We start from the raw sequence: 19,758 nt of genomic DNA, 5'->3' as shown, positions 1-19,758 counted from the left end.
CGGTCGCGGTGGATGTAGAGCTTCAGCCCGCGCATCGCGTCGGCCTGTTCCTTGGTGGCGATCTCTTTCGCGCGGCCGACCACGGCGGTCTTCTCGGGCCGGGCCGAGGTCAGGGTCAGGCCGGGCGTGCCGTCGGCGCGCAGCAGGACGCCGTATTTCAGCAGGGCCATCGGCTCGGCCGTCCAGGCGGTGACCCGCACCTCGCCCTTGACCCCGAACCCGCCGGCGACCTGGCCGACGAGGATGAGTTTGCTGTCGGTCGTCATGGCAAGAAACTCCGTACGCCCCGGCGACTGCCGGGACCCAGATCCAAACGCCGTGGCCAGATAGCAGAAAAGCAGCACCCGAGCTTCGGGCGCTGCTTTCTGTCATCTGGATCCCGGCATTCGCCGGGATGCACGGATGAGGCTTAGGCCTCGGTCTTCTCTTCTTCGGTCGCTTCAGCGGCCGGGGCTTCTTCGGCGGCGGCTTCAGCCGGGGCTTCTTCCGTCACTTCAGCGGCCGGAGCCTCTTCAGCAGCAGCCTCGGCCGGGGCTTCTTCAGCAGCAGCTTCGGGCTCGGGCGCCGGAGCGTTCTTGGCGGCTTCGGCGGCGGCCTTGGCTTCTTCCTTGGCGCGGACGGCGGCTTCGGCGGCTTCCACCTTGGCGGCGGCTTCGGCTTCCGCACGGTCGGCTTCGCGCTGGGCGCGCTCGGCGGCGCGTTCCTGGGCCTTCTTGCCCGGCTGCGCCTTGTTCGGGTTGTTCGACTGGGTCCACTTGACCTTGCCGGCCAGGGCTTCGTCCTGGCTCAGGAAGCGGGCCACGCGGTCGGTCGGCTGGGCGCCCTTGGAGAGCCATTCCGAGATCCGGTCGGCCTTCAGGGTGACGCGCTTCTGCTCGCCGTCGCGCGGCAGCATCGGGTTGTAGGTGCCGACGCGCTCGATGAATTTGCCGTCGCGGGGCGAGTGGCTGTCGGCGACGACGATGTAGTAGTAGGGGCGCTTCTTGGCGCCGCCGCGGGCCAGACGAATCTTAAGCATTTTCAGTCTCTTTCTTTGGTCGTTCTATTTCTTGGGAGGGAAGCCCGGCAGGCTTGGAAGGCCCCCCGGAAGTTGTCCGCCGCCCAGGTTCGCGATGCGATCCTGAAGGGCTTTCATGTCTTCGGCGCTGGGCTCGGGCATGCGGCCGCCCCCCATCGCCTTGAGGCGGGCCATGTCGGGGCCGCCGCCCATTCCGCCGCCGAGACCGCCCATCATGGCGGCCATCTGTTTCAGCCCCTTGCCGCCGCCGCGCGACATGGACTTCACCATGTCGGCCATCTGGCGGTGCTGTTTGAGCAGGCGGTTGATGTCCTGGACCTCGACGCCGGCGCCGGCGGCGACGCGCTTCTTGCGGCTGGCGTTCAGCAGGTCGGGCTTCTTGCGCTCGGCCTTGGTCATCGAGGAGATGATGGCTTCCTGGCGCGCGATCATGCGGTCGTCGACGCCGCTGTCGGCCATCTGGGCCTTCATCTTGGCGACGCCGGGCAGCATGCCCATGATGCCCTGAAGACCGCCCATCTTCTTCATCTGTTGCAGCTGGCCCGCGAGGTCGTTCAGGTCGAACTGGCCCTTGGCCAGTTTGCGGGCCATGGCCTCGGCCTTGGATTGGTCCAGCTCCTGCGACGCCTTCTCGACCAGGGCGACGATGTCCCCCTGACCCAGGATGCGGCCGGCGACGCGGCGGGCGTCGAACACTTCCAGCGCGTCGACCTTCTCGCCCGCGCCGATGTATTTGATCGGCAGGCCGGTGACGGCGCGCATCGACAGCATGGCCCCGCCGCGCCCGTCGCCGTCGGCGCGGGTCAGGACCAGGCCGGTCAGCGGCAGACGGTCGTGGAAGGCCTTGGCGGTGCGGACGGCGTCCTGACCGGTCAGGCTGTCGGCGACCAGCAGGGTTTCGACGGGTTTGGAGACGGCGGCGACTTCCGCCACCTCGGCCATCAGGGCCTCGTCCAGGGTGATCCGGCCGGCGGTGTCGAGGATCAGGACGTCATAGCCCTGGAGTTTCGCCGACTGCAGCGCGCGCTTGGTGATCTGGATCGGCGACTCGCCCGCCACGATCGGCAGGACAGCCACCTCGATCTGTTCGCCCAGCTTGGCCAGCTGTTCCATGGCGGCCGGACGACGCGTGTCCAGCGAGGCCATCATGACCTTCTTGCGGTCGAACTTCGTCAGGCGCAGCGCCAGCTTGGCCGAGGTCGTCGTCTTGCCCGAGCCCTGCAGGCCGGCCATCAGGATGACGGCGGGCGGCGTGGCGTTCAGGTTGATCGGGGTGGGCTCGTCCCCGCCCAGCATCTCGACCAGGCCGTCATAGACGATCTTGACCACCTGATCGGCGGGCTTGACCGAGCGGATGACGTCCTCGCCCGTGGCGCGTTCGGTGGCGAAGGCGATGAAGTCCTTGACGACGGGCAGGGCGACGTCGGCCTCGAGCAGCGCCACGCGGACTTCGCGCATCGCCTCGGCCACGTCCTTTTCGGACAGGGCGCCGCGCCCGGTGATCCGGTCGAAGACGCCTGTCAGCCGCTCGTTCAGAGCCTCGAACATTCACAACCTCGTTGCGACGGGTGAAACGGTCTCCATAGCGAAATGGCCTCCGGCGACGATCACGTCGGCGGAGGGTTCTCGCCATCCTCGTCCGGTCGAAACCGGGGTCGTGATGGTGGAGACGCGAGGTTCACTTGCGTCGGAAGCGGCGGCTTATGGCGGAAAAGTCGAGCGGAGTCGAGCAACAACGTTCAGCACTTTCAACAACGGCGCCCTGATCTGATCACCGTTCAGGTTTCCGCGAATTCATCCAGCGTCGCTATTTCGCCGCCGAATGCTCACGAGGCTGCAACGGACCGGGCGCATCCCACACATCGTCGCCGACAAGAGCGACGTTGATCTCCCCAGGAGTTCGTCATGAAAGCCCTCGCTTCTCTCGCCGCCATCGCGGCCCTCGCCATCGCCGGCTCCGCCTCGGCCCAGGAGGCGCGGATCGCCTGGGGTGATCTGGACATGTCCAGCGCCGCCGGCGCCAACGCCTTCGACGCCCGGGTCGGAGCCGCCGCCCGGACCCTCTGCCGCGGCGTCAGGAAGCCCGGCAGCCTCATGAGCGACCGCGCATACTGCCGCGCCGCCGTGCAGCGGGAGGCCGTCCGGCTGCTGCCGGGGCCGGTGCAGGTCGACTATGCCCTCAGCCGCCTCCCCGTCGTCGTCTGACACCGGCAGGGCCGCCCGCCCCGGCGGCCCTGTTTGACATAAGGCGGGCTTCTGGCTGGCTAAGCAGTTCTCGACCTGAAAGCGAGTGATTGTAGTGTTTCCGGTCTGGATACTGTCACGCGAGCCTATCATCTGCCTTGTCGTCGCACTCTCCGCGACTGGAGGATATTCAGATGACCAGAACCGCCCTCGCCCTCGCCGCCGCGATGCTGCTCCATGCAGCCCCGGCGGCGGCCCAGACCGTCCGCGTGCCGTTCGGCGACCTCAACCTGTCGACCGCCGCGGGGGCTGAAGCCTTCGACGCCCGCGCAGCCGCCGCGGCCCGCGCGGCGTGCGCCGTCGGCCCGCGCCTCGTCAACGACAACTGCGTCCGCCGCGTGCAGCAGGAGGCCGTGCGCAGCCTGCCTTCCGCCCGTCAGGACGACTATGTCCGCGCTCGCCGCGGCGACCGCATCCTGGCCATGGTGGCCCCGAACTGGCCGGCGTGAGCCGCACGGAAGAAAGGCCGGCGGAGCCATCCGCCGGCCTTTCCATCTACCCCCGCTCCGCGCGGCGCCCTCAGGTCGGGCGCTAGCGCGGCAGGGCTGTCTACGACGTCGGGAAGCCCCGGACCTTCAGCAGGGCCGTCACATCCGGGTCGCGGCCGCGGAAGCGGCGATAGGCCTCGGCGCGGTCGGTGGTGTTGCCCTCGGCCAGGATGATGGCCTTGTAGCGGGCCCCGATGTCCGGATTGAAGACGTCGCCCGACTCCTCGAAATAGGCCCAGGTGTCGGCGTCCATCACCTCTGACCAGAGGTAGCTGTAATAGCCGGCCGAATAGGCGTCCGAGGTGAACAGGTGATTGAACTGCGGCAGGCGGTGCCGCATCACGATCTCCTTCGGCATGCCGTAGCGGGCCAGGCTCTCGCGCTCGAAGGCGTCGATGTCGGTCGGCGGCGTGGTCTGGGTGTGCAGGTCCATGTCGACCAGGGCCGAGGACAGATAGCTGACCGTCGCATAGCCCTGGTTGAAGGTCTGGGCCGCCTGCACCTTGTCGACCAGCGCCTGCGGCATGGGCTCGCCGGTCTGGTAGTGCTTCATATAGCCGTCGAGGATCGGCCGGCTCAGCACCCAGTGCTCATGCACCTGCGACGGATATTCGACATAGTCGCGCGGCGTGCCGCCGAGGGCCGGGTAGGTCACCTTGGACGAATAGGCGTGCAGGGTGTGGCCGAACTCGTGGAACAGGGTCTCGGCGTCGTCCAGCGAGATCAGGATCGGCTCGCCGCCCTCGGCCTTGACGAAATTGTTGTTGTTCGAGCCGAGGGTGTTCTTCTCGCCGTCATAGGTCGAATGCGACCGGTAGGTCGTCATCCAGGCGCCCGACCGCTTGCCGGCCCGCGCATAGTCGTCGGCGTAGTACAGGCCGATCGGCCGGCCCGCGTCCTTGACCTCATAGACGGTCACGTCCGGATGGAAGACCGGCACGGCGCCGGCGGGCAGTTTGTCGAAGGTGAAGCCGTACAGGCGGCGCGCCATTTCGAACGAGCCGGCGCGGACGTTGTTGAGCTCGAAATAGGGTTTCAGCTCGTTCTGGTCGAGGTCGTACTTCGCCTTCCGGACCTTCTCGGCATAGTACAGATAATCCCACGGCTCGATGTCGTGGCCGGCGATCGCGCGCATGTCGGCGACCTCTTCGGTCACCCGCGCCTTGGCCGGGGCCCAGACCCGGTTCATCAGGTCCATGGCCGCGCGCGGCGTCTTGGCCATGGTGTCCTGCATCCGCCATTCGGCGTGGTTGGTGAAGCCCAGCAGGCGGGCGCGGTCCTGACGCAGCTTCACGATCTCGGCGATGGTCGCATTGGTGTCGTTGCGGTCGCCGTTGTCGCCGCGGTTGACGAATTTGCGCCAGACCACTTCGCGCAGACCGCGGTCGTCGGCGAAGCTGAGGAACGGGTCGACGCTGGAGCGGGTGTTGACGATGGCCCAGCCCTGGACGTTGCGGCTGCGCGCGGCGGCGGCCGCGGCGGCCTTGTTCGAGGCGGGCAGGCCGGCGACGCCGGCTTCGGTCGGGATGACGGTCCAGGTGTTCTCGTCGGCCACGACCTTCTGGCTGAAGGCGGTGAAGGCGTTGGCCAGGGCGGTGTTGATCCGGCCCAGCTCGGCCTTGCCGGCGGCGTTCAGGGCCGCGCCGTTGCGTACGAAGGCGTCGCGGCTGCGCTCGGCGATCCGCGTCTGTTCGGCGGTCAGCCCCATGGCGCGCGCATTGTCGGCCACGGTCTTGATGCGGGCGAACAGCTTCTCGTTGAAGGTGATCTCGTCGCCGGCCGCCGACAGCAGGGGCGACACCTCGGTGTCGACTTCGTTGTAGTCGTCCGAACCGATGTTCGAGGTCATCACGCCATAGATGGAACCGGCGCGGTCCAGCGGCTCGCCCGCCATCTGCATGGCGACCATGGTGTTGGCGAAGGTCGGCGGTTCCGGATTGTTGGCGATCGCCTCGATCTCGGCGCGCTGCAGGTCGATGCCCTCCAGCAGGGCGGCGCGCAGTTTCGGGGCCGTCACCTTGTCCCAGGGCGGAACGCCGCCGAACGGGCCCGTCCAGGGCTGCAGCAGCTCGGCGCGGGGGGTCTGCGACGGCAGGATCGCGCGGGCGACGGCGGCGTCGGCGGCCAGGGTGGTTGTCGGCGTTCCTCCGCCCATGGGCATTCCGTTCGAGGCGCAGGCCGACAGCGCAAACATGCTGCCCCCGGCGATGAGAAGGTGACGTCTGTGCATGAGAAACTCCCTGGGTGGCGTTCGTTCCCGCGACCCTAGGCGCTCCAGCCCGCGACTGTCACATGACAGGGCCGTAATCTTCGCCGGTGGACGGGGGCGGACGGCGAGTCTAAAGCCCGGCCATGGCGATTGGCGTATTCGACTCCGGCGTGGGCGGGCTGACGGTCCACCGCGAACTGACGCGGCGGTTTCCCGACCGGGACTTCGTCTATCTGGCCGACCAGGCCAACGCCCCCTATGGCGGCCGCGGCGGCGAGGAGATCGTCGAACTTACCCGCGCAGGATGCGAGCGGCTGTTCGAGGCGGGGGCGAACGTCATCGTCCTGGCCTGCAACACCGCCAGCGCCATCGCCCTGCGCCGTCTGCAGCAGACCTGGGTGCCCGAGGCGCGGGCGCGGCACGGGCGTCCGATCAATGTGCTGGGCATCATCGTCCCGACCATCGAGGCGGCCACGGGCCTGCCCTGGACCTATGAGGCCGAGCGGCGCGGCGAGAAGATCGAGGCCATCGACATCACCGGCGTCTTCTGCACGGCGGCGACGGCCATGAGCCGGGTCTACGAGATCGAGATCGACAAGCGACGCGAGGATCTGGCGGTCTTCTCCGAACCCTGCCCGGGTCTGGCCGGCCTGATCGAGCTCGGCGCCCCGACGGAAGAGCTGAAGGTGGTGGTCGAGGATCACGTCGATTCCCTGCGCCGCCGCATCGGCCGTCATCCGGACCAGGCCATTCTCGGCTGCACCCACTATGAGATCGTCGCCGACCTGTTCGCCGCGGCGCTTCCGCCCGGCACGCCGGTGATCCACCAGCCGACCGCCGTCGCCGACGCGCTGGCGCGCTATTTCGAGCGTCATCCGGAATACGATCTGGGCGGTTCGGGCCGCCGCGACTTCCTGACCAGCGGCAGGGCCGGTCCGCAGTCGGATCTGGTCGGCCAGTTCTGGGGCGCGCCCCTGACCTTCACCCCGGCCTGATCCGATGAAAGCGCCCGCAGACGCCGCCGACCAGCTGAGAGCCTTCGGCCTGACCTATCCCGAGGTCGCCCTGAAAAGCCCCTGGCCCGGCCACGCCGACCTGGCGGTGAAGGACAAGACCTTCGCCTATCTGAGCGTGGCGGGCGAGCCGTTCAGCCTCTCGTGCAAACTGCCCTTCTCGGCGGAACAGGCCCGCGAGATGCCGTTCGTGACGCCCACCGGCTACGGCCTGGGCAAGAGCGGCTGGGTCACGGCCTCGTGGCCGGAGGACCTCGCCGACCCCATGGCCCTGTTCCGCAGCTGGATCGACGAAAGCTACCGGGCCCAGGCGCCGAAGAAGCTGATCGCCCTGGCTCCGGCCTTCCAGCCCTGACTTGACGGCGCAGCCGTTCCGTCGCCCCTTGGCGGCGGGAGGATTGCCGATGCTCAGACCCCTGCTCGCCGCCGTTCTGGTCCTTTGCGCGACGCCCGCCTCCGCCGAGGTGGTGGCGCGGACCGCCGACAGCTTCACCCTGCGCTATGCGGAGGCCGCGGACATCGAACCCGATGAAATTCCCGGCGCCCTGAGGGGATTGTCCAGATGGTGGGAGCCTGCCCACACCTACACCGGTTCTGCGGCCAACCTGAGCCTCGACCTGACGCCCGGCGGCTGCTGGTGCGAAAAATTCCCGGACGGGACGGACTTCGATCACGCACGCACGGTGTCGGCCGGCCCCGACCGGTTCGTCTTCGAGGCTCCGTTCGGCCCCTTGCGCGGCAAGACGACCAGCGCCCGGCTGACCGTCAGCTGGCAGGCGACGAACGACGTATGGACCCCGATATGGACCATGGCGGTCGAGGGCCCGGGGATCGGCGCGATGGCCGACACCGTGGATTCAGTCATGAGCAACGCCTACCAGCGCTGGCTCTACTTCCTGGAAAACGCAGCCTCGCCGCCGACCTAGCCGGCCAGAGCGGCTTCCGAGGCGACGATCCGGCTGGCGGCGTGGACCACCGCGCCGATGCGCAGGGCGGCCTGGACCTGGGTCGCGGGCACGCCGTGCTTGCGCAGCTCGCTCTCGTGGGCGTCCAGACAGGCGCCGCAGCCGTTGATCGCCGACACCGCCGTCGACCACAGCTCGAAGTCCATCTTGTCGACGCCCGGATTGCCGATGACGTTCATGCGCAGGCGGGCCGGGATGGTCGTGTATTCCTGGTTCTTCATCAGGTGCAGCGACCGGTAGTAGATGTTGTTCATGCCCATGATGGCGGCGGCGGACTTGGCCGCGCTCATGGCCTCGGGCGACAGCACGGTGGCGGCCTGGGCCTCGATCGCCTTGACGACCGGCGCGACGCCGATGGCGTGGGCCGAGGCGAGGAAGGTCCCCCATTTCTGCTGGTCGTTCAGCACCGTCTCGGACGCCAGCGAACCGAGGTTCAGGGAGATGTCCTTGGCATAGGCGGGAATGAGATCGCGAAGGGCGTCGATCGACATGGGAAACTCCGTCAGAAGAAGTGCGAAGCGCGCTCAGGCAGAGAGCCGCCGCGCGGCGAGCGCTAGCGCGCAAAAAAGGGCCGGAAACGAAACAGGCGGCGGCTCGCGCCGCCGCCTGTCAGGAAGACGCTGGCGATACTTTTACGCCGCCAGGGTCTCGCCGCCCACCGGGCGGTTGCAGGCGCACAGCTCGTCGGTCTGCAGGGCGTCGACGACACGCAGGGTGTCGGCGGGGGCGCGGCCCACGTTCAGATTGGTGACGTAGACGTGCTGCACGACGTTGTGCGGGTCGACCACGAAGGTGGCGCGCAGGGCCACGCCCTCGGCCTCGTCCAGGACGCCGAGGTCCCGGGCGAATTTGCCGCCGTTGTCAGCGAACTGCCAGATCGGCAGTTTCGACAGGTCGGCGTGGTCACGGCGCCAGGCCAGCTTGACGAACTCGTTGTCGGTCGAGCCGCCCAGCACGACGGTGTCGCGGTCGTCGAAATCACGCGCCAGCGAGGCGAACTCGGCGATCTCGGTCGGGCAGACGAAGGTGAAGTCCTTCGGGTAGAAGAAGATGACCTTCCACTTGCCCTCGAAGCTGTCCTGGGTGACGGGCTCGAAGGCCGAGACGCCGTTTTCCTCGTGGCTGTTGAAGCCCGGCTTGACGCCGATGATCTTGAAATCCGGCAGTTTTTGACCGACGCCCAGCATCGCTGTTCTCCTGAAGTCTCTGAAGGAAGGAAGTCCGGAGCGCCGGGGGAGCGGCGCTGCGGATGCGAAATGGCTTGTGCGCTGCACAAAGTCAATGATTGGACTCCATAATGTTCTATAGATTTTGCCTATGGATCACATAGGCCCGGCCGCGCCTTTACGAAGCTCGACCCGCCCGGCAAGGTCGGTCCGTCAATCATGAGAGAGCCCCGCATGCGTCGACTGTCCGCCGTCCTCCTGCTCGCCGCCGTCGCGGCTCCCGCCCTCGCCCTTCCCGCCGCCGCCCAGACACCGCCGGCCACGATCGGCGAGCGCTATGTGCCGGCGCCCTGGTGGATGCGCGACCCGGTGATCGCTTCGGTCGGCTATGTCCGCGCCGAGGTAGCCGCCAACCGGGCCAGTTTCGGCGCGACGTTCCAGTCCGTCGACCGTTCCGCCGCCGACGCCTCGCGCAAGGCCGCCGACCAGGTGCGCGCGCTCAGCCAGGCCCTGGCCGCCTATGGCGTCGACAAGGTGCGGGTCGAGACCAGCCTGACGACCCAGCCGCTCTACGACCAGTATCGCGACGAGAACGGCGTGCTGCGCGACAACGCCCGCGCCGACCAGATCGAGCGCTATCAGGCCAACGCCAACGTCAGCGTCACCGTTCGCGACGCCTCGGTCCTGGAGCGCGTCTACGCCACCGTCCTGGCCGCCCAGCCCACCTCGACCAGCCCCGTGTCGTTCCATCTGGAGCCCGACAACGCCGTCAAGACCTGGCTGCAGGGCGAGGCGGTCAAGGATGCGGCGCGCCGGGCGCGCGAGGCGGCCTCCAACGCGGGCGCCACGCTGGGCGGCGTGCGGGTGATCGACCCCACAGGGCGGGCCTGCCAGACCGACGTCCTGGCCGGCTGGCCGTCCTATGCCTCGGGTGGCGGGCTGGCGACGGATGTCGATGCGATCACGGTCACCGGGTCCCGCATGGAGCGCGAGTTTGCGCCCCCGTCGGCTCCGCCCCCGCCGCCGCCGCCGCGTCCCGGCGTCGCGCCGTCCGAGGAACAGATCGAGGCCGCCCGGCTGGCGCTGCAGCCGCCGCTGCGCGAACTGACCGACCGGGCCTGCGTCGTCTACGGACTGAACTGACGGGTCATGGTCGGGGATTTCAAAGCCGACCCCGCCTTCGACGCGGGCTCCGTCGTCGTCTGCGACTGGCCTCTGTGCGAGGTGCGGCTGCAGGACGACGCCCGCTTTCCCTGGCTGATCCTGATCCCCCGCCGGCCCGGCCTGCATGAGCTTGAAGAGCTTACGCCCTCCGAGCGCGCCGCCCTGATGGACGAGATCGTCCGCGCCGGCGATCTGGTGCGGGCGCTCGGCGAGGCCGCGGGCCGGCCGGTGCAGAAGCTCAACGTCGGGGCGCTCGGCAATGTCACGGCCCAGCTGCACGCGCATGTCGTCGGCCGCCGCCACGACGACGGCCTGTGGCCCGATCCCGTCTGGGGCCGGGGCGCGGCCCTGCCGTATGGCGCGAACGGACTGCAGGCGGCGGTCTCACGCCTTCGCCTTCTGGCGCGCGAGGTCCCGGCGAAATAAGCGGCGCAGTGCGTTCTCGCCCTCAAGCTTCGTTGACCCCCGCCGCCCCGCTGCTTAAAGCCAGAGCACCGATTTTGAGCGGCTGAATTCGCTCAGGTTTCTGAGAACCATTCGCATTATGTCGACCTCTCCCCTCCCGGGCGACGCTTCCAACGATCCGACCGACGATCAGACGGGCCGTTTCGTGATGCAGCCCAACGGCCGCGTCCGCCCCCTTTCGCCGCATCTTCAGATCTGGCGCTGGCACGTGACCATGTTCGCCTCGATCCTGAACCGCATGACGGGCGGCGCCCTGTCGGTCGGATCGGTGCTGATCGCCCTGTGGCTGCTGGCCCTGGCCTTCGGTCCGGACGCCTATGCGACCTTCACCGGCTGGATGGGGTCGCCGCTGGGCCTGCTGGTCTGGTTCGGCCTGACCCTCGCCCTGTTCCTGCACCTGACCGGCGGCCTCCGCCACCTGATCTGGGACGCCGCCGTCGGCCTGTCGCCGAAGTCGGCCGACGCCCTGTCCTGGGCCTCGATCATCGTCGGCGTCGTCGGGGCCGTGGCCTTCTGGGTCGTCCTGTTCGTTTCGGGGAGGGTCGTGCTGTGAGCCGCGAAACCAAGGCCTTCATCAAGGGCGTCAAGGTCTCCGAGCGCCACGGCGCCGGCGAATGGACCGCCGAACGGCTGTCGTCCCTGATCCTCGTCCCCCTGACCCTGTGGGGTCTGTGGAGCGGCTTCGTCCTCTCGGGCGGCGGCTATGACGGCGCGCGCGAATGGTTCGCCTCGCCGGTCAATGCGGTGCTTCTGGCCGTGACCCTGCTGGTCAGCGTCTGGCACATGAACATGGGCCTGAAGGTCATCGTCGACGACTACATCCACAAGCCCGTGTCGCGCACCGCGCTGCTGGGCGTGATCGGCCTGCTTTGCCTCGTGATCGCGGCGGCGGGCGTCTTCTTCATCGTACGGCTGGCGCTGGGCTCCGCCCCCCTGCCCGCCGGCTTCGGGATCTGACGGCTGATGGCTGCTTATGAATTCGTCGATCACGCCTATGACGTCGTCGTCGTCGGCGCGGGCGGCTCGGGCCTTCGCGCCGCCCTCGGCGCCGCCCAGCAGGGGCTGAAGGTCGCCTGCGTCACCAAGGTCTTCCCGACCCGCTCGCACACGGTTGCGGCCCAAGGCGGCATCTCCGCCTCGCTCGGCAACATGGGCGAGGATTCCTGGCAGTGGCATATGTACGACACCGTCAAGGGGTCGGACTGGCTGGGCGACCAGGACGCGATCGAATACCTCGTCCGCAACGCGCCCAAGGCCGTCTACGAACTTGAGCACTGGGGCGTGCCCTTCTCGCGCACCGATGAAGGCAAGATCTACCAGCGCGCCTTCGGCGGCATGACCCGCAATTTCGGCGAGGGCCCGGTGCAGCGCACCTGCGCCGCCGCCGACCGCACCGGTCACGCCATCCTGCACACCCTGTACGGCCAGTCGGTCCGCCGCGAGGTCGAGTTCTTCGTCGAATATTTCGGCCTCGACCTGATCATGCAGGACGGCGCCTGCACCGGCGTGACGGCGCTGAAGCTGGATGACGGCACCCTGCATCGCTTCCGCGCCAAGCTGGTCATCCTGGCCACCGGCGGCTACGGCCGCGCCTATTTCTCGGCCACCTCGGCCCACACCTGCACCGGCGACGGCAACGCCATGGTGCTGCGCGCCGGCCTGCCGCTGCAGGACATGGAGTTCGTGCAGTTCCATCCGACCGGCATCTACGGCGCCGGCTGCCTGATCACCGAGGGCGCGCGCGGCGAGGGCGGTTATCTGACCAACTCGGAAGGCGAGCGATTCATGGAGCGCTATGCGCCGACCGTGAAGGACCTGGCTCCGCGCGACATGGTCAGCCGCTCCATGACCATCGAGATCCGCGAAGGCCGCGGCGTGGGTCCGAACAAGGACCACATCAACCTGCACCTCGACCACCTCGACCCGAAGATCCTGCACGAGCGCCTGCCGGGAATTTCCGAGAGCGCCAAGATCTTCGCCGGCGTCGACGTGACCAAACAGCCGATCCCGGTCCTGCCGACGGTCCACTACAACATGGGCGGCATCCCCACGAACTATCACGGCGAGGTCCTGACCAAGGTCGGCGACAACGCCGACAGCGTCGTGCCCGGCCTGATGGCTGTCGGCGAGGCGGCCTGCGTCTCGGTGCACGGCGCCAACCGCCTGGGCTCCAACTCCCTGACCGATCTGGTCGTCTTCGGCCGCGCCGCCGGCCTGCGCTGCGGCGAGGTGGTGGACAAGGCGTCGAAGGTGCCGGACGCTCCGGCCTCGACCACCGACGGCCACCTGGCCCGCCTGGACCGCTTCCGTCACGCTGACGGCTCGACCCCGACGTCGAAGCTGCGCATCGACATGCAGCGCGCCATGCAGTCCGACGCCGCCGTCTTCCGCACAGGCAAGACGCTGGAGGAGGGCGTGGCCAAGCTGCGCGCCATCCACGCCGCCGGCGACGACATCAGGACCACGGACCGCGGCCTGATCTGGAACACGGACCTGGTCGAGACGATGGAATACGACAACCTGATCGATCAGGCGCTCGTCACCATCGAGGGCGCCCTGAACCGCACCGAGTCGCGCGGCGCCCACGCCCGCGAGGACTATCCGGATCGGGACGACGTGAACTGGATGAAGCACACCCTCGCCTGGAAGGTCCCCGGCGACGCGGTGAAGATCGATTATCGGCCGGTGCACAATTACACGATGTCGAAGGACATCGATTACATCGAGCCCAAGGCGCGGGTTTACTAATGGTCCAGCTGACTCTCCCCAAGGGCTCCAAACCCTCCAAAGGCAAGGTCCACAAGGCCCCGGCCGGCGCGAAGAACGTGAAGACCTACAAGGTCTATCGCTACGACCCAGAGGTCGACGCCGACCCGCGCTGGGACAGCTTCGAGATCTCGGCCGACGATCACGGCCCGATGCTGCTGGACGCCCTGATCCACATCAAGAACGAGATCGACCCGACCCTGACCTTCCGTCGGTCGTGCCGCGAGGGCATCTGCGGTTCGTGCTCGATGAACATCGACGGTCGCAACACCCTGGCCTGCACCAAGGGCTGGGAGGAATGCTCGTCCTCGACCATCTCGATCGCGCCCCTGCCGCACCAGCCGGTGGTCAAGGATCTGGTGACGGACCTGACCCTGTTCTACGCCCAGTACGACTCGATCCAGCCCTACCTCCAGTCCGACGAGCCGGACCCGGAGAAGGAGCGCATCCAGCTGCCGGAAGACCGGGCCAAGCTGGACGGTCTGTACGAGTGCATCCTGTGCGCCTGCTGCTCGACGTCCTGCCCGAGCTACTGGTGGAACCAGACGGAATACCTGGGTCCCGCGGCCCTGCTTCAGTCCTACCGCTGGATCGCCGACAGCCGCGACGACGCCACGGACAAGCGGCTCGACGACCTTGAGGACCCCTTCAAGCTCTACCGCTGCCACACCATCATGAACTGCGCCCAGGTCTGCCCCAAGGGGCTGAACCCGGCAGAGGCGATCGCGAAAACCAAGAAGCTGATGGTTTCGCCGTCGCGGAAAAAGACCGAGGCCGCCTGACTTGGCCAAGGTGACCTACATCGAACATGACGGCCGCGAGCATGTGGTCGAGGTCAAGAACGGCCTCTCGGTCATGGAGGGGGCGATCCGCAACAACGTCCCGGGCATCGACGCCGACTGCGGCGGGGCCTGCGCCTGCGCCACCTGCCACGTCTATGTCGACGAGGCCTTCGCCGCCGAGACGGGCCGCGCCTCGGCCATGGAGGAGTCGATGCTGGACTTCGCCGAGAACGTCCAGCCGAACAGCCGCCTGTCGTGCCAGATCCGGGTGTCCGACGATCTGGACGGGCTGATCGTGCGCCTGCCCGAGAACCAGCACTGACCGGCCCCGTGGGACGGGCGGATCCCCGACTCGTCGATCTGATCGGCCGCCTGATCGCGACGGGGTCCCGCGCCGGCGTCGGGCCGCCCGTGATCGCCATCGTGGGGGCGCAGGGCTCGGGCAAGACGACCCTCGCACGCGCCGCCGCCGAAAAGTTCGGCGGGGTGCAGATCTCGATCGACGACGTCTATCTGACCCGCGCCCGGCGGGAGGCTATGGCGGAGGAGGTGCATCCGCTGTTCCTGACGCGGGGCCCTCCCGGAACGCACGACCTGCGGATGCTGGGCCGGCTGATCAAGGCTCTCGGCACGGCCCGGCCCGACGACAAGACCCTGCTCCCCGACTTCGACAAGCGCGGGGACGATCGCCGGCCCATTCGCGAATGGCGCGTCTTCGAGGGACGGCCGCGCGCCATCCTGATCGACGCATGGTGCCTGGGCGCCCTGCCGGAAGACGAGGACGGCCTGGCGGAGCCGGTCAATACGCTGGAGCGCGACCGCGACCCGGACGGGGCCTGGCGGCGCGCCGTCAACGGCTTCGTGGCCGGCTCCTACGCCGACTTCGCCGCCCGGTTCGACGCCATCGTGTTCCTGAAGGCGCCGGATTTCGACGTGGTCCTCGACTGGCGCAGCCAGCAGGAGGCGGATCTGCTGAAAATCCCCGCCTCCCGGCTTCCCCAGGCGGAACGCCGCCGCCTCGCGGAATTCATCCAGTATTTCGAACGCATCACGCGGCGGATGCTGGACGGCCGCGTTATTGCACATACGGTCGTGCCGCTTGATCGCGACCGTCGCCCCGGCTCCATACCCGAATGACGCAACAGCCTCCCGATCGCCGCTTCGAGACCCGACACGCCGCGAGCGCGCGCGGCGTCGTTGTCGCGCCGGGGCTGGAGCTGCCCTGCCTGATCGTCGACCAGTCCGCCGGGGGGCTGCGCATCCGGCTGGACCGCAGCTTCGCCCTGACGGGCGACGTCATCGTCATCGACCTTTCCCGCGCCATGGCGATCGAATGCCGGGTGGCCTGGAACAAGGGACTGGAGGTCGGGCTGAAACAGTCCGGCCAGACGTCGCTGCGGGGCCTGGTGCCGTCGCGTCTCGCCGCCGCGCGCGACGCCTTCCGGCGAGCCGGAGGCTAGGCCGCCTCGGCCGGCGCGCCCGACAGGGATTCTTCCATTTCGAGGAAGGACGGCTGGGCCGAGGACGGAATGTCGCCGCGGCCGATCTCGACCGAAATCTGCGCCGCATTGCCGTGCAGGTGGGCCACCAGGACCGACTGGATGATCTTGTAGAAGGCCGATTCCTCGTCGACGATCGACTTCAGCCGCGAGGCGATGGGGCCGACGAGGCCGTAGGCCAGGAAGACGCCCAGGAAGGTGCCGACCAGGGCGCCCCCGATCATGCCGCCGAGGACTTCAGGCGGCTCCGAGATCGAGCCCATGGTCTTGATGACCCCCAGCACAGCCGCGACGATGCCGAGCGCGGGCAGGGCGTCTGCGAGGGCGGTCAGCGCGTGCGGAGCCTCCAGCGCCTCGTGGTGGTGTTTCTCCAGCTGCTTTTCCATGGCGTCCTCGATCTGGTGGGGGTCCTCGAGGTTCATGGTCATCATGCGCAGGGTGTCGCAGATGAAGTCCGTGGCGAAATGGTCCTTCAGCACCTTGGGGTATTTCTGGAAGATGGCGCTCTCGGCCGGTTTCTCGATATGGCTTTCAAGCGCGATGACGCCCTTGGACTTCATGGTCTTGGTCAGCTGGAACAGCAGGGACAGCAGGTCCTTGTAGTCCTGCTTCTTCCATTTCGGGCCCGCGAAGGACTTGCCGAGGCCGCCCAGCGTCGCCTTCATCGTGGTGGTGCTGTTCGAGATCAGGAAGGCGGCCAGGCCGGCGCCGCCGATGGCCATCATCTCGTGGGGCAGGGCGTGCAGGATCACCTCGAACTTGCCGCCCGAGATGACGTAGCTGCCGAACACGAGGGCGAACAGCAGCACGATGCCGATAATCTGGAACATGGAAGAGCGTCAGGTCCTGCGCGCGCGAGAGACGCCGACCATCGCCATTAATGATTAAGGGGCGGCTAACCCTAAAGTCGTGTCTCGCCGTTCAGGATCGCCTGACGCGCACCGTCGCTCAGCCGGGCGTAACCGTTCTTGCCGCCGCGCACATACAGGCCGCCTTCGACCTTCTCGGGATCGAACCCGTCGGCCACCAGATCGATCTTCCGGTATTTGAAGGTGCCGGTGGTGTCCGCCGACTTGATCAGCCGCACGAAGACCGGCCGCGCATAGGCCGGCAACTCCTGGTCGACCCAGTCCGCGAAGAGCCTGGGCGCGAATTTGCCGTCGATCACCAGCGCGACCATCCCCGCCTTGCCGTCGTGGCCGGGAACCGGGACGCCGTAGGCGATGACCTCCCGGACCCCCGGGGCGTCGGCCAGCCGCTGCTCGACCTCGGCGGTCGAGACGTTCTCGCCCTTCCAGCGGAAGGTGTCGCCGATCCGGTCGATGAAATAGACATAGCCTTCGCTGTCCTGCTTCATCAGGTCGCCGGTGCGGAACCAGCGGTCGCCGCGCGCGAAGACGTCGCGCAGGATCTTCTTCTCCGAGGCCGCCTTGTCGGCATAGCCCGAGAAGGCGTGGCGGATGTCGTCGCCGATCATGCCGAGGGCTTCCCCGACTTCTCCCGCCTTCGCCAGCTGGCACAGGCCGTCGGGACCGCGAACGGGCTCCTCGGTCTCCATGTCGAACCGGACCAGGCGGAAATTGATCTGCTTCTTCAGGAATCCCGGCACGCGGCCGATGGCCCCCGGCTTGCTGTCGAAGTTGAACACCGAGACATTGCCCTCGGTGGAGCCGTAGAATTCCAGGATGTCCGGAATGGCGAACCGCTTCTGGAAATCGGGCCAGACATCGGGCCGCAGGCCGTTGCCGAACGCCAGACGCAGCTTGTGAGACCGTTCGTCGGGGTTTTCGGGACAGTTGACCAGATAGCGGCACAGCTCGCCGATATAGACGAACAGGGTGGCGCCCGAGGCCTTCACGTCAGGCCAGAAGCTGGTCGCAGAGAAGCGCTTGCGCAGCACCAGCTTGCCGCCGTTCAGCAGGGCTGGGCCGACCCCGACCAGACCGCCGGTCGAATGGTACAGGGGCAGGACGTTGAAGGTGACGTCCTTGTCGGTCGCCGCCGTGGCCCCGGCGAAGGCGCGCATATAGGTGCGGGCCCGGGCGTGGGTGATCCGCGCCGCCTTCGGCATGCCGGTCGTGCCCGAGGTGTAGATGTACATCGCCGTGTCGCGGTTGGTCAGGCCGAACCGCGCCGAGCGCGCCGGCCGCACCGAAGACCCGCTGCGCACCGGCTTGTCGAGGCCGCGCCGCTCGTCGGCCTCGTCCTCGTCCTTCAGCCCCAGCACCCACAGCATCAGATTCCGGCCCGACAGGGCGCGGGCGTCCTCGACCCGTTTCCAGCAGTCCTCGTCCGTCACCACCTGCGAGGCGTTGGAGATCGACAGGCAGTGGGCCAGGGCGTGGCCCGACAGGTTGGTGTTGATCAGGGCGGTGGCCACCCCGACCTTGGCGAAGCCCAGCCAGGCGGCGATGTATTCGGCCCGGTTCAGCATCACCAGGGCGATGGTGTCGCCCCGCTTCAGCCGCCGGCTCTGGGCCCAGTGGCCGAACCGGTTCGCCATGGCGTCCAGCTCGCGATAGGTCAGGGTGCGGCGGTCGTCCTCGATCGCGGCGTGTTCGGGGAATTTGTCGACGGCCTCTTCCCAGTCGTCGCAGACGAGATCGGCGCTATCGAGCGTGATCGGCTTGATGCGATTGAGCAGGCGTCGCAGCCCCTTGGCGAAACGCAGGTTGCGCTGGATGTTCGCCACCAGACCCATCGTCGAATCCACTCCGTCGTCAGTCGCCCCTTCTGGTGATGGACAAGCCCGCCCCCGCGGTCAACCGGCAGGGGAATCCGAATGGCGTTTCATGCCGTCCGGGCGCGGGTTTGCCCGGGGGGCGTGGCGCCGATGCGGCGGTGACGTAGCGTCACCGTGCCGATTTGGGAGCGGCGCTTGAAGATCGCCGCGAGCTTGGGCTTAATCGGCGAACAGGGGTGTGCGGCGTGGGGCCGCGACAAGGCCCCGGGGGAGTTTATCCAATGCGACTTCTTATCGCCGCCACGGCCTGCGCCCTGGTCATGACCGGGGCAGCGTCGGCCCAGGACTACAACGCCGATCCCAACTACGGCGACATCACCCTGGCGCCGGGCTTCACGCCCGATCCGCATCTTGTCAGCCTGCGCGCCGGCGGAGACGTCAGCGCCACGGCGGCCGGCAGCGGCTGCTCGGGCTACATCACCAGCGCGCCGGACTTCCGGCTGAACTGGAGCGGCAAGGGGTCGCTGAACATCAAGATCTCGGTCCTGTCCAAGGCCGACACCACCCTGGTGGTGAACGGGCCCAACGGCGAGTGGTACTGCGACGACGACACGGGCGAGGACAACAACCCGCTCATCACCCTGGCCTCGACCGGCGGACGATATGAAATCTGGGTCGGAACCTATTCGAGCGGTGATCCGCAGCCGGCCGTCCTGTCGATTTCAGAAATCAACAACTTCTGAATCCTGACGCCAAGTAAAGCATCAACATAAAGCTTCACCGTTGTCGCCTCAATTGTGGCGACAACGGTGTTTCTTCGCGGCTTCATCAGGATCGCGGAACCGTGGTCTGACAAGACTGTTCCTTCTCCCACGTTATTGGAGGAACAGACATGACCGTCACCTATAACCCTGATCCGCTGAACCCGTATTCGGACCGGGCCGAGGTCCGGCCGCTCACCGGCGACCGGATGGACCTGAACGCCCGGCCCGACGTGGTCGAAGAGCCTTTCGTCCCCGTCTACGCCCGTCGCGGCAAGGCCGCGCGCCGCACGTCCGGCAAGGTGCCGACCTGGATGATCCTGGCGCCCGTCGGCGTCATCGCCCTCGGCGCCATCGGCGCCATGCTGATGATGGACAACGGCGGTGAGACCGCCGCGCCCCTGGCCGAACCGGCCGCGACCGCGCCGGTCCTTGATACGACGCCGCTGGCGTCCGCCGCGCCGCTCGCCGCCGCCTCGACGCCGGCGCCTGTGGCCGCCGTCGCGGCTCCGGCCCCGGTGGTGCGCGAGGCCCC

22 protein-coding genes and 2 pseudogenes are annotated in these 19,758 nt (G+C 67.9%); 16 read left to right on the top strand and 8 right to left on the bottom strand.

Annotated features, from left to right (window positions below; translation table 11 throughout):
- From V6M42_RS10530 to ffh, 3 genes and pseudogenes are all read right to left on the bottom strand, one after another.
- A pseudogene (locus V6M42_RS10530) lies at positions 1-266 on the bottom strand (ribosome maturation factor RimM); the annotation flags it as partial.
- 143 nt (positions 267-409) lie between these two features.
- Complete coding sequence (rpsP, locus tag V6M42_RS10525) at positions 410-1,018, bottom strand: 30S ribosomal protein S16 (protein WP_332678435.1); 609 nt, start codon at positions 1,016-1,018, stop codon at positions 410-412.
- A 24-nt stretch (positions 1,019-1,042) separates the two neighbouring features.
- On the bottom strand, positions 1,043-2,566 hold the full coding sequence (ffh, locus tag V6M42_RS10520; protein WP_332678434.1) for a signal recognition particle protein: 1,524 nt from the start codon (positions 2,564-2,566) through the stop codon (positions 1,043-1,045).
- Positions 2,567-2,923: 357 nt separating this feature from the next.
- On the opposite strand from ffh, the gene V6M42_RS10515 reads away from it, so the two are divergent.
- Entirely contained in the window at positions 2,924-3,223 is a 300-nt protein-coding gene (locus tag V6M42_RS10515; protein ID WP_332657881.1) for a UrcA family protein, read from the top strand.
- 173 nt (positions 3,224-3,396) lie between these two features.
- Positions 3,397-3,711, top strand: coding sequence for a UrcA family protein (locus V6M42_RS10510; protein WP_332657880.1), 315 nt, complete (start codon positions 3,397-3,399; stop codon positions 3,709-3,711).
- A gap of 100 nt (positions 3,712-3,811) precedes the next feature.
- Here V6M42_RS10510 and V6M42_RS10505 read toward each other — a convergent pair whose 3' ends face one another.
- Positions 3,812-5,980, bottom strand: a complete 2,169-nt coding sequence (locus V6M42_RS10505; RefSeq protein WP_332678433.1) for a M3 family metallopeptidase — start codon at positions 5,978-5,980, stop codon at positions 3,812-3,814.
- 122 nt (positions 5,981-6,102) lie between these two features.
- Between V6M42_RS10505 and V6M42_RS10500 the strand changes: the two genes are divergently transcribed.
- From V6M42_RS10500 to V6M42_RS10490, 3 genes are read left to right on the top strand one after another with little or no spacing between them, the layout of a single operon-like run.
- Positions 6,103-6,954, top strand: coding sequence for a glutamate racemase (locus V6M42_RS10500; RefSeq protein WP_332657878.1), 852 nt, complete (start codon positions 6,103-6,105; stop codon positions 6,952-6,954).
- Between the two features lie 4 nt (positions 6,955-6,958).
- Entirely contained in the window at positions 6,959-7,327 is a 369-nt protein-coding gene (locus V6M42_RS10495; RefSeq protein ID WP_332657877.1) for an MmcQ/YjbR family DNA-binding protein, read from the top strand.
- Between the two features lie 49 nt (positions 7,328-7,376).
- The gene (locus V6M42_RS10490; protein WP_332678432.1) at positions 7,377-7,898 is read left to right on the top strand and encodes a hypothetical protein; all 522 of its coding nucleotides are present in this window, start codon (positions 7,377-7,379) and stop codon (positions 7,896-7,898) included.
- Here V6M42_RS10490 and V6M42_RS10485 read toward each other — a convergent pair.
- Together V6M42_RS10485 and V6M42_RS10480 are read right to left on the bottom strand one after the other, a co-directional pair.
- The gene (locus V6M42_RS10485; RefSeq protein ID WP_332678431.1) at positions 7,895-8,428 is read right to left on the bottom strand and encodes a carboxymuconolactone decarboxylase family protein; all 534 of its coding nucleotides are present in this window, start codon (positions 8,426-8,428) and stop codon (positions 7,895-7,897) included. The genes V6M42_RS10490 and V6M42_RS10485 overlap by 4 nt on opposite strands.
- A 141-nt stretch (positions 8,429-8,569) precedes the next feature.
- Positions 8,570-9,124, bottom strand: a complete 555-nt coding sequence (locus V6M42_RS10480) for a peroxiredoxin (RefSeq protein WP_332657874.1) — start codon at positions 9,122-9,124, stop codon at positions 8,570-8,572.
- A gap of 213 nt (positions 9,125-9,337) precedes the next feature.
- On the opposite strand from V6M42_RS10480, the gene V6M42_RS10475 reads away from it, so the two are divergent.
- The 9 genes from V6M42_RS10475 to V6M42_RS10435 all read left to right on the top strand — a co-directional run bounded on the left by V6M42_RS10475 (position 9,338) and on the right by V6M42_RS10435 (position 15,740).
- Positions 9,338-10,246: an SIMPL domain-containing protein gene (locus V6M42_RS10475; RefSeq protein WP_332657873.1), complete on the top strand. Its 909-nt coding sequence runs from the start codon at positions 9,338-9,340 to the stop codon at positions 10,244-10,246.
- A gap of 6 nt (positions 10,247-10,252) precedes the next feature.
- Positions 10,253-10,693 (top strand): HIT domain-containing protein, encoded by a 441-nt coding sequence (locus V6M42_RS10470; protein WP_332678430.1) that lies wholly within the window; start codon positions 10,253-10,255, stop codon positions 10,691-10,693.
- A gap of 118 nt (positions 10,694-10,811) precedes the next feature.
- A complete protein-coding gene (gene sdhC / locus V6M42_RS10465; RefSeq protein ID WP_332678429.1) occupies positions 10,812-11,285 on the top strand; it encodes a succinate dehydrogenase, cytochrome b556 subunit in 474 nt (157 codons plus the stop codon).
- Positions 11,282-11,689: a succinate dehydrogenase, hydrophobic membrane anchor protein gene (gene sdhD / locus V6M42_RS10460; RefSeq protein ID WP_332657870.1), complete on the top strand. Its 408-nt coding sequence runs from the start codon at positions 11,282-11,284 to the stop codon at positions 11,687-11,689. Before sdhC ends, sdhD begins: the two co-directional genes overlap by 4 nt.
- Positions 11,690-11,695: 6 nt before the next feature.
- Positions 11,696-13,480, top strand: coding sequence for a succinate dehydrogenase flavoprotein subunit (sdhA, locus tag V6M42_RS10455; protein ID WP_332657869.1), 1,785 nt, complete (start codon positions 11,696-11,698; stop codon positions 13,478-13,480).
- Entirely contained in the window at positions 13,480-14,280 is an 801-nt protein-coding gene (locus V6M42_RS10450; RefSeq protein WP_332657868.1) for a succinate dehydrogenase iron-sulfur subunit, read from the top strand. The genes sdhA and V6M42_RS10450 overlap by 1 nt, the downstream gene beginning before the upstream one ends.
- A gap of 1 nt (position 14,281) precedes the next feature.
- Positions 14,282-14,602: a 2Fe-2S iron-sulfur cluster-binding protein gene (locus tag V6M42_RS10445; RefSeq protein WP_300470176.1), complete on the top strand. Its 321-nt coding sequence runs from the start codon at positions 14,282-14,284 to the stop codon at positions 14,600-14,602.
- 8 nt (positions 14,603-14,610) lie between these two features.
- Positions 14,611-15,417, top strand: coding sequence for a kinase (locus V6M42_RS10440; RefSeq protein ID WP_332678428.1), 807 nt, complete (start codon positions 14,611-14,613; stop codon positions 15,415-15,417).
- Positions 15,414-15,740: a PilZ domain-containing protein gene (locus V6M42_RS10435; protein WP_332678427.1), complete on the top strand. Its 327-nt coding sequence runs from the start codon at positions 15,414-15,416 to the stop codon at positions 15,738-15,740. Before V6M42_RS10440 ends, V6M42_RS10435 begins: the two co-directional genes overlap by 4 nt.
- Here V6M42_RS10435 and motA read toward each other — a convergent pair.
- Positions 15,737-16,609, bottom strand: coding sequence for a flagellar motor stator protein MotA (gene motA / locus V6M42_RS10430; protein WP_332657865.1), 873 nt, complete (start codon positions 16,607-16,609; stop codon positions 15,737-15,739). The two genes, V6M42_RS10435 and motA, sit on opposite strands and share 4 nt — an antisense overlap.
- Positions 16,610-16,680: 71 nt before the next feature.
- Positions 16,681-18,480 (bottom strand): long-chain-acyl-CoA synthetase, encoded by a 1,800-nt coding sequence (locus tag V6M42_RS10425; RefSeq protein ID WP_332678426.1) that lies wholly within the window; start codon positions 18,478-18,480, stop codon positions 16,681-16,683.
- Positions 18,481-18,743: 263 nt separating this feature from the next.
- Between V6M42_RS10425 and V6M42_RS10420 the strand changes: the two genes are divergently transcribed.
- Both V6M42_RS10420 and V6M42_RS10415 read left to right on the top strand, forming a co-directional pair.
- Entirely contained in the window at positions 18,744-19,205 is a 462-nt protein-coding gene (locus V6M42_RS10420) for a peptidase S1 (protein ID WP_332657863.1), read from the top strand.
- A gap of 149 nt (positions 19,206-19,354) precedes the next feature.
- Positions 19,355-19,758 (top strand): annotated as a pseudogene (locus V6M42_RS10415) (hypothetical protein); the annotation flags it as partial.

This window comes from Brevundimonas sp. (assembly GCF_036677305.1).
GTDB lineage: Bacteria > Pseudomonadota > Alphaproteobacteria > Caulobacterales > Caulobacteraceae > Brevundimonas.
Note: the sequence above shows the minus strand (reverse complement) of the source record. Positions and strands in the feature narration are given on the sequence as shown.

Excerpts from the sequence above, each read along its gene's own strand:
- rpsP (WP_332678435.1), bottom strand. The coding sequence starts at position 1,018 with ATGCTTAAGATTCGTCTGGCCCGCGGCGGCGCCAAGAAGCGCCCCTAC.
- ffh (WP_332678434.1), bottom strand. The coding sequence starts at position 2,566 with ATGTTCGAGGCTCTGAACGAGCGGCTGACAGGCGTCTTCGACCGGATC.
- V6M42_RS10515 (WP_332657881.1), top strand. The coding sequence starts at position 2,924 with ATGAAAGCCCTCGCTTCTCTCGCCGCCATCGCGGCCCTCGCCATCGCC.
- V6M42_RS10510 (WP_332657880.1), top strand. The coding sequence starts at position 3,397 with ATGACCAGAACCGCCCTCGCCCTCGCCGCCGCGATGCTGCTCCATGCA.
- V6M42_RS10505 (WP_332678433.1), bottom strand. The coding sequence starts at position 5,980 with ATGCACAGACGTCACCTTCTCATCGCCGGGGGCAGCATGTTTGCGCTG.
- V6M42_RS10500 (WP_332657878.1), top strand. The coding sequence starts at position 6,103 with ATGGCGATTGGCGTATTCGACTCCGGCGTGGGCGGGCTGACGGTCCAC.
- V6M42_RS10495 (WP_332657877.1), top strand. The coding sequence starts at position 6,959 with ATGAAAGCGCCCGCAGACGCCGCCGACCAGCTGAGAGCCTTCGGCCTG.
- V6M42_RS10490 (WP_332678432.1), top strand. The coding sequence starts at position 7,377 with ATGCTCAGACCCCTGCTCGCCGCCGTTCTGGTCCTTTGCGCGACGCCC.
- V6M42_RS10485 (WP_332678431.1), bottom strand. The coding sequence starts at position 8,428 with ATGTCGATCGACGCCCTTCGCGATCTCATTCCCGCCTATGCCAAGGAC.
- V6M42_RS10480 (WP_332657874.1), bottom strand. The coding sequence starts at position 9,124 with ATGCTGGGCGTCGGTCAAAAACTGCCGGATTTCAAGATCATCGGCGTC.
- V6M42_RS10475 (WP_332657873.1), top strand. The coding sequence starts at position 9,338 with ATGCGTCGACTGTCCGCCGTCCTCCTGCTCGCCGCCGTCGCGGCTCCC.
- V6M42_RS10470 (WP_332678430.1), top strand. The coding sequence starts at position 10,253 with ATGGTCGGGGATTTCAAAGCCGACCCCGCCTTCGACGCGGGCTCCGTC.
- sdhC (WP_332678429.1), top strand. The coding sequence starts at position 10,812 with ATGTCGACCTCTCCCCTCCCGGGCGACGCTTCCAACGATCCGACCGAC.
- sdhA (WP_332657869.1), top strand. The coding sequence starts at position 11,696 with ATGGCTGCTTATGAATTCGTCGATCACGCCTATGACGTCGTCGTCGTC.
- V6M42_RS10450 (WP_332657868.1), top strand. The coding sequence starts at position 13,480 with ATGGTCCAGCTGACTCTCCCCAAGGGCTCCAAACCCTCCAAAGGCAAG.
- V6M42_RS10435 (WP_332678427.1), top strand. The coding sequence starts at position 15,414 with ATGACGCAACAGCCTCCCGATCGCCGCTTCGAGACCCGACACGCCGCG.
- motA (WP_332657865.1), bottom strand. The coding sequence starts at position 16,609 with ATGTTCCAGATTATCGGCATCGTGCTGCTGTTCGCCCTCGTGTTCGGC.
- V6M42_RS10425 (WP_332678426.1), bottom strand. The coding sequence starts at position 18,480 with ATGGGTCTGGTGGCGAACATCCAGCGCAACCTGCGTTTCGCCAAGGGG.
- V6M42_RS10420 (WP_332657863.1), top strand. The coding sequence starts at position 18,744 with ATGCGACTTCTTATCGCCGCCACGGCCTGCGCCCTGGTCATGACCGGG.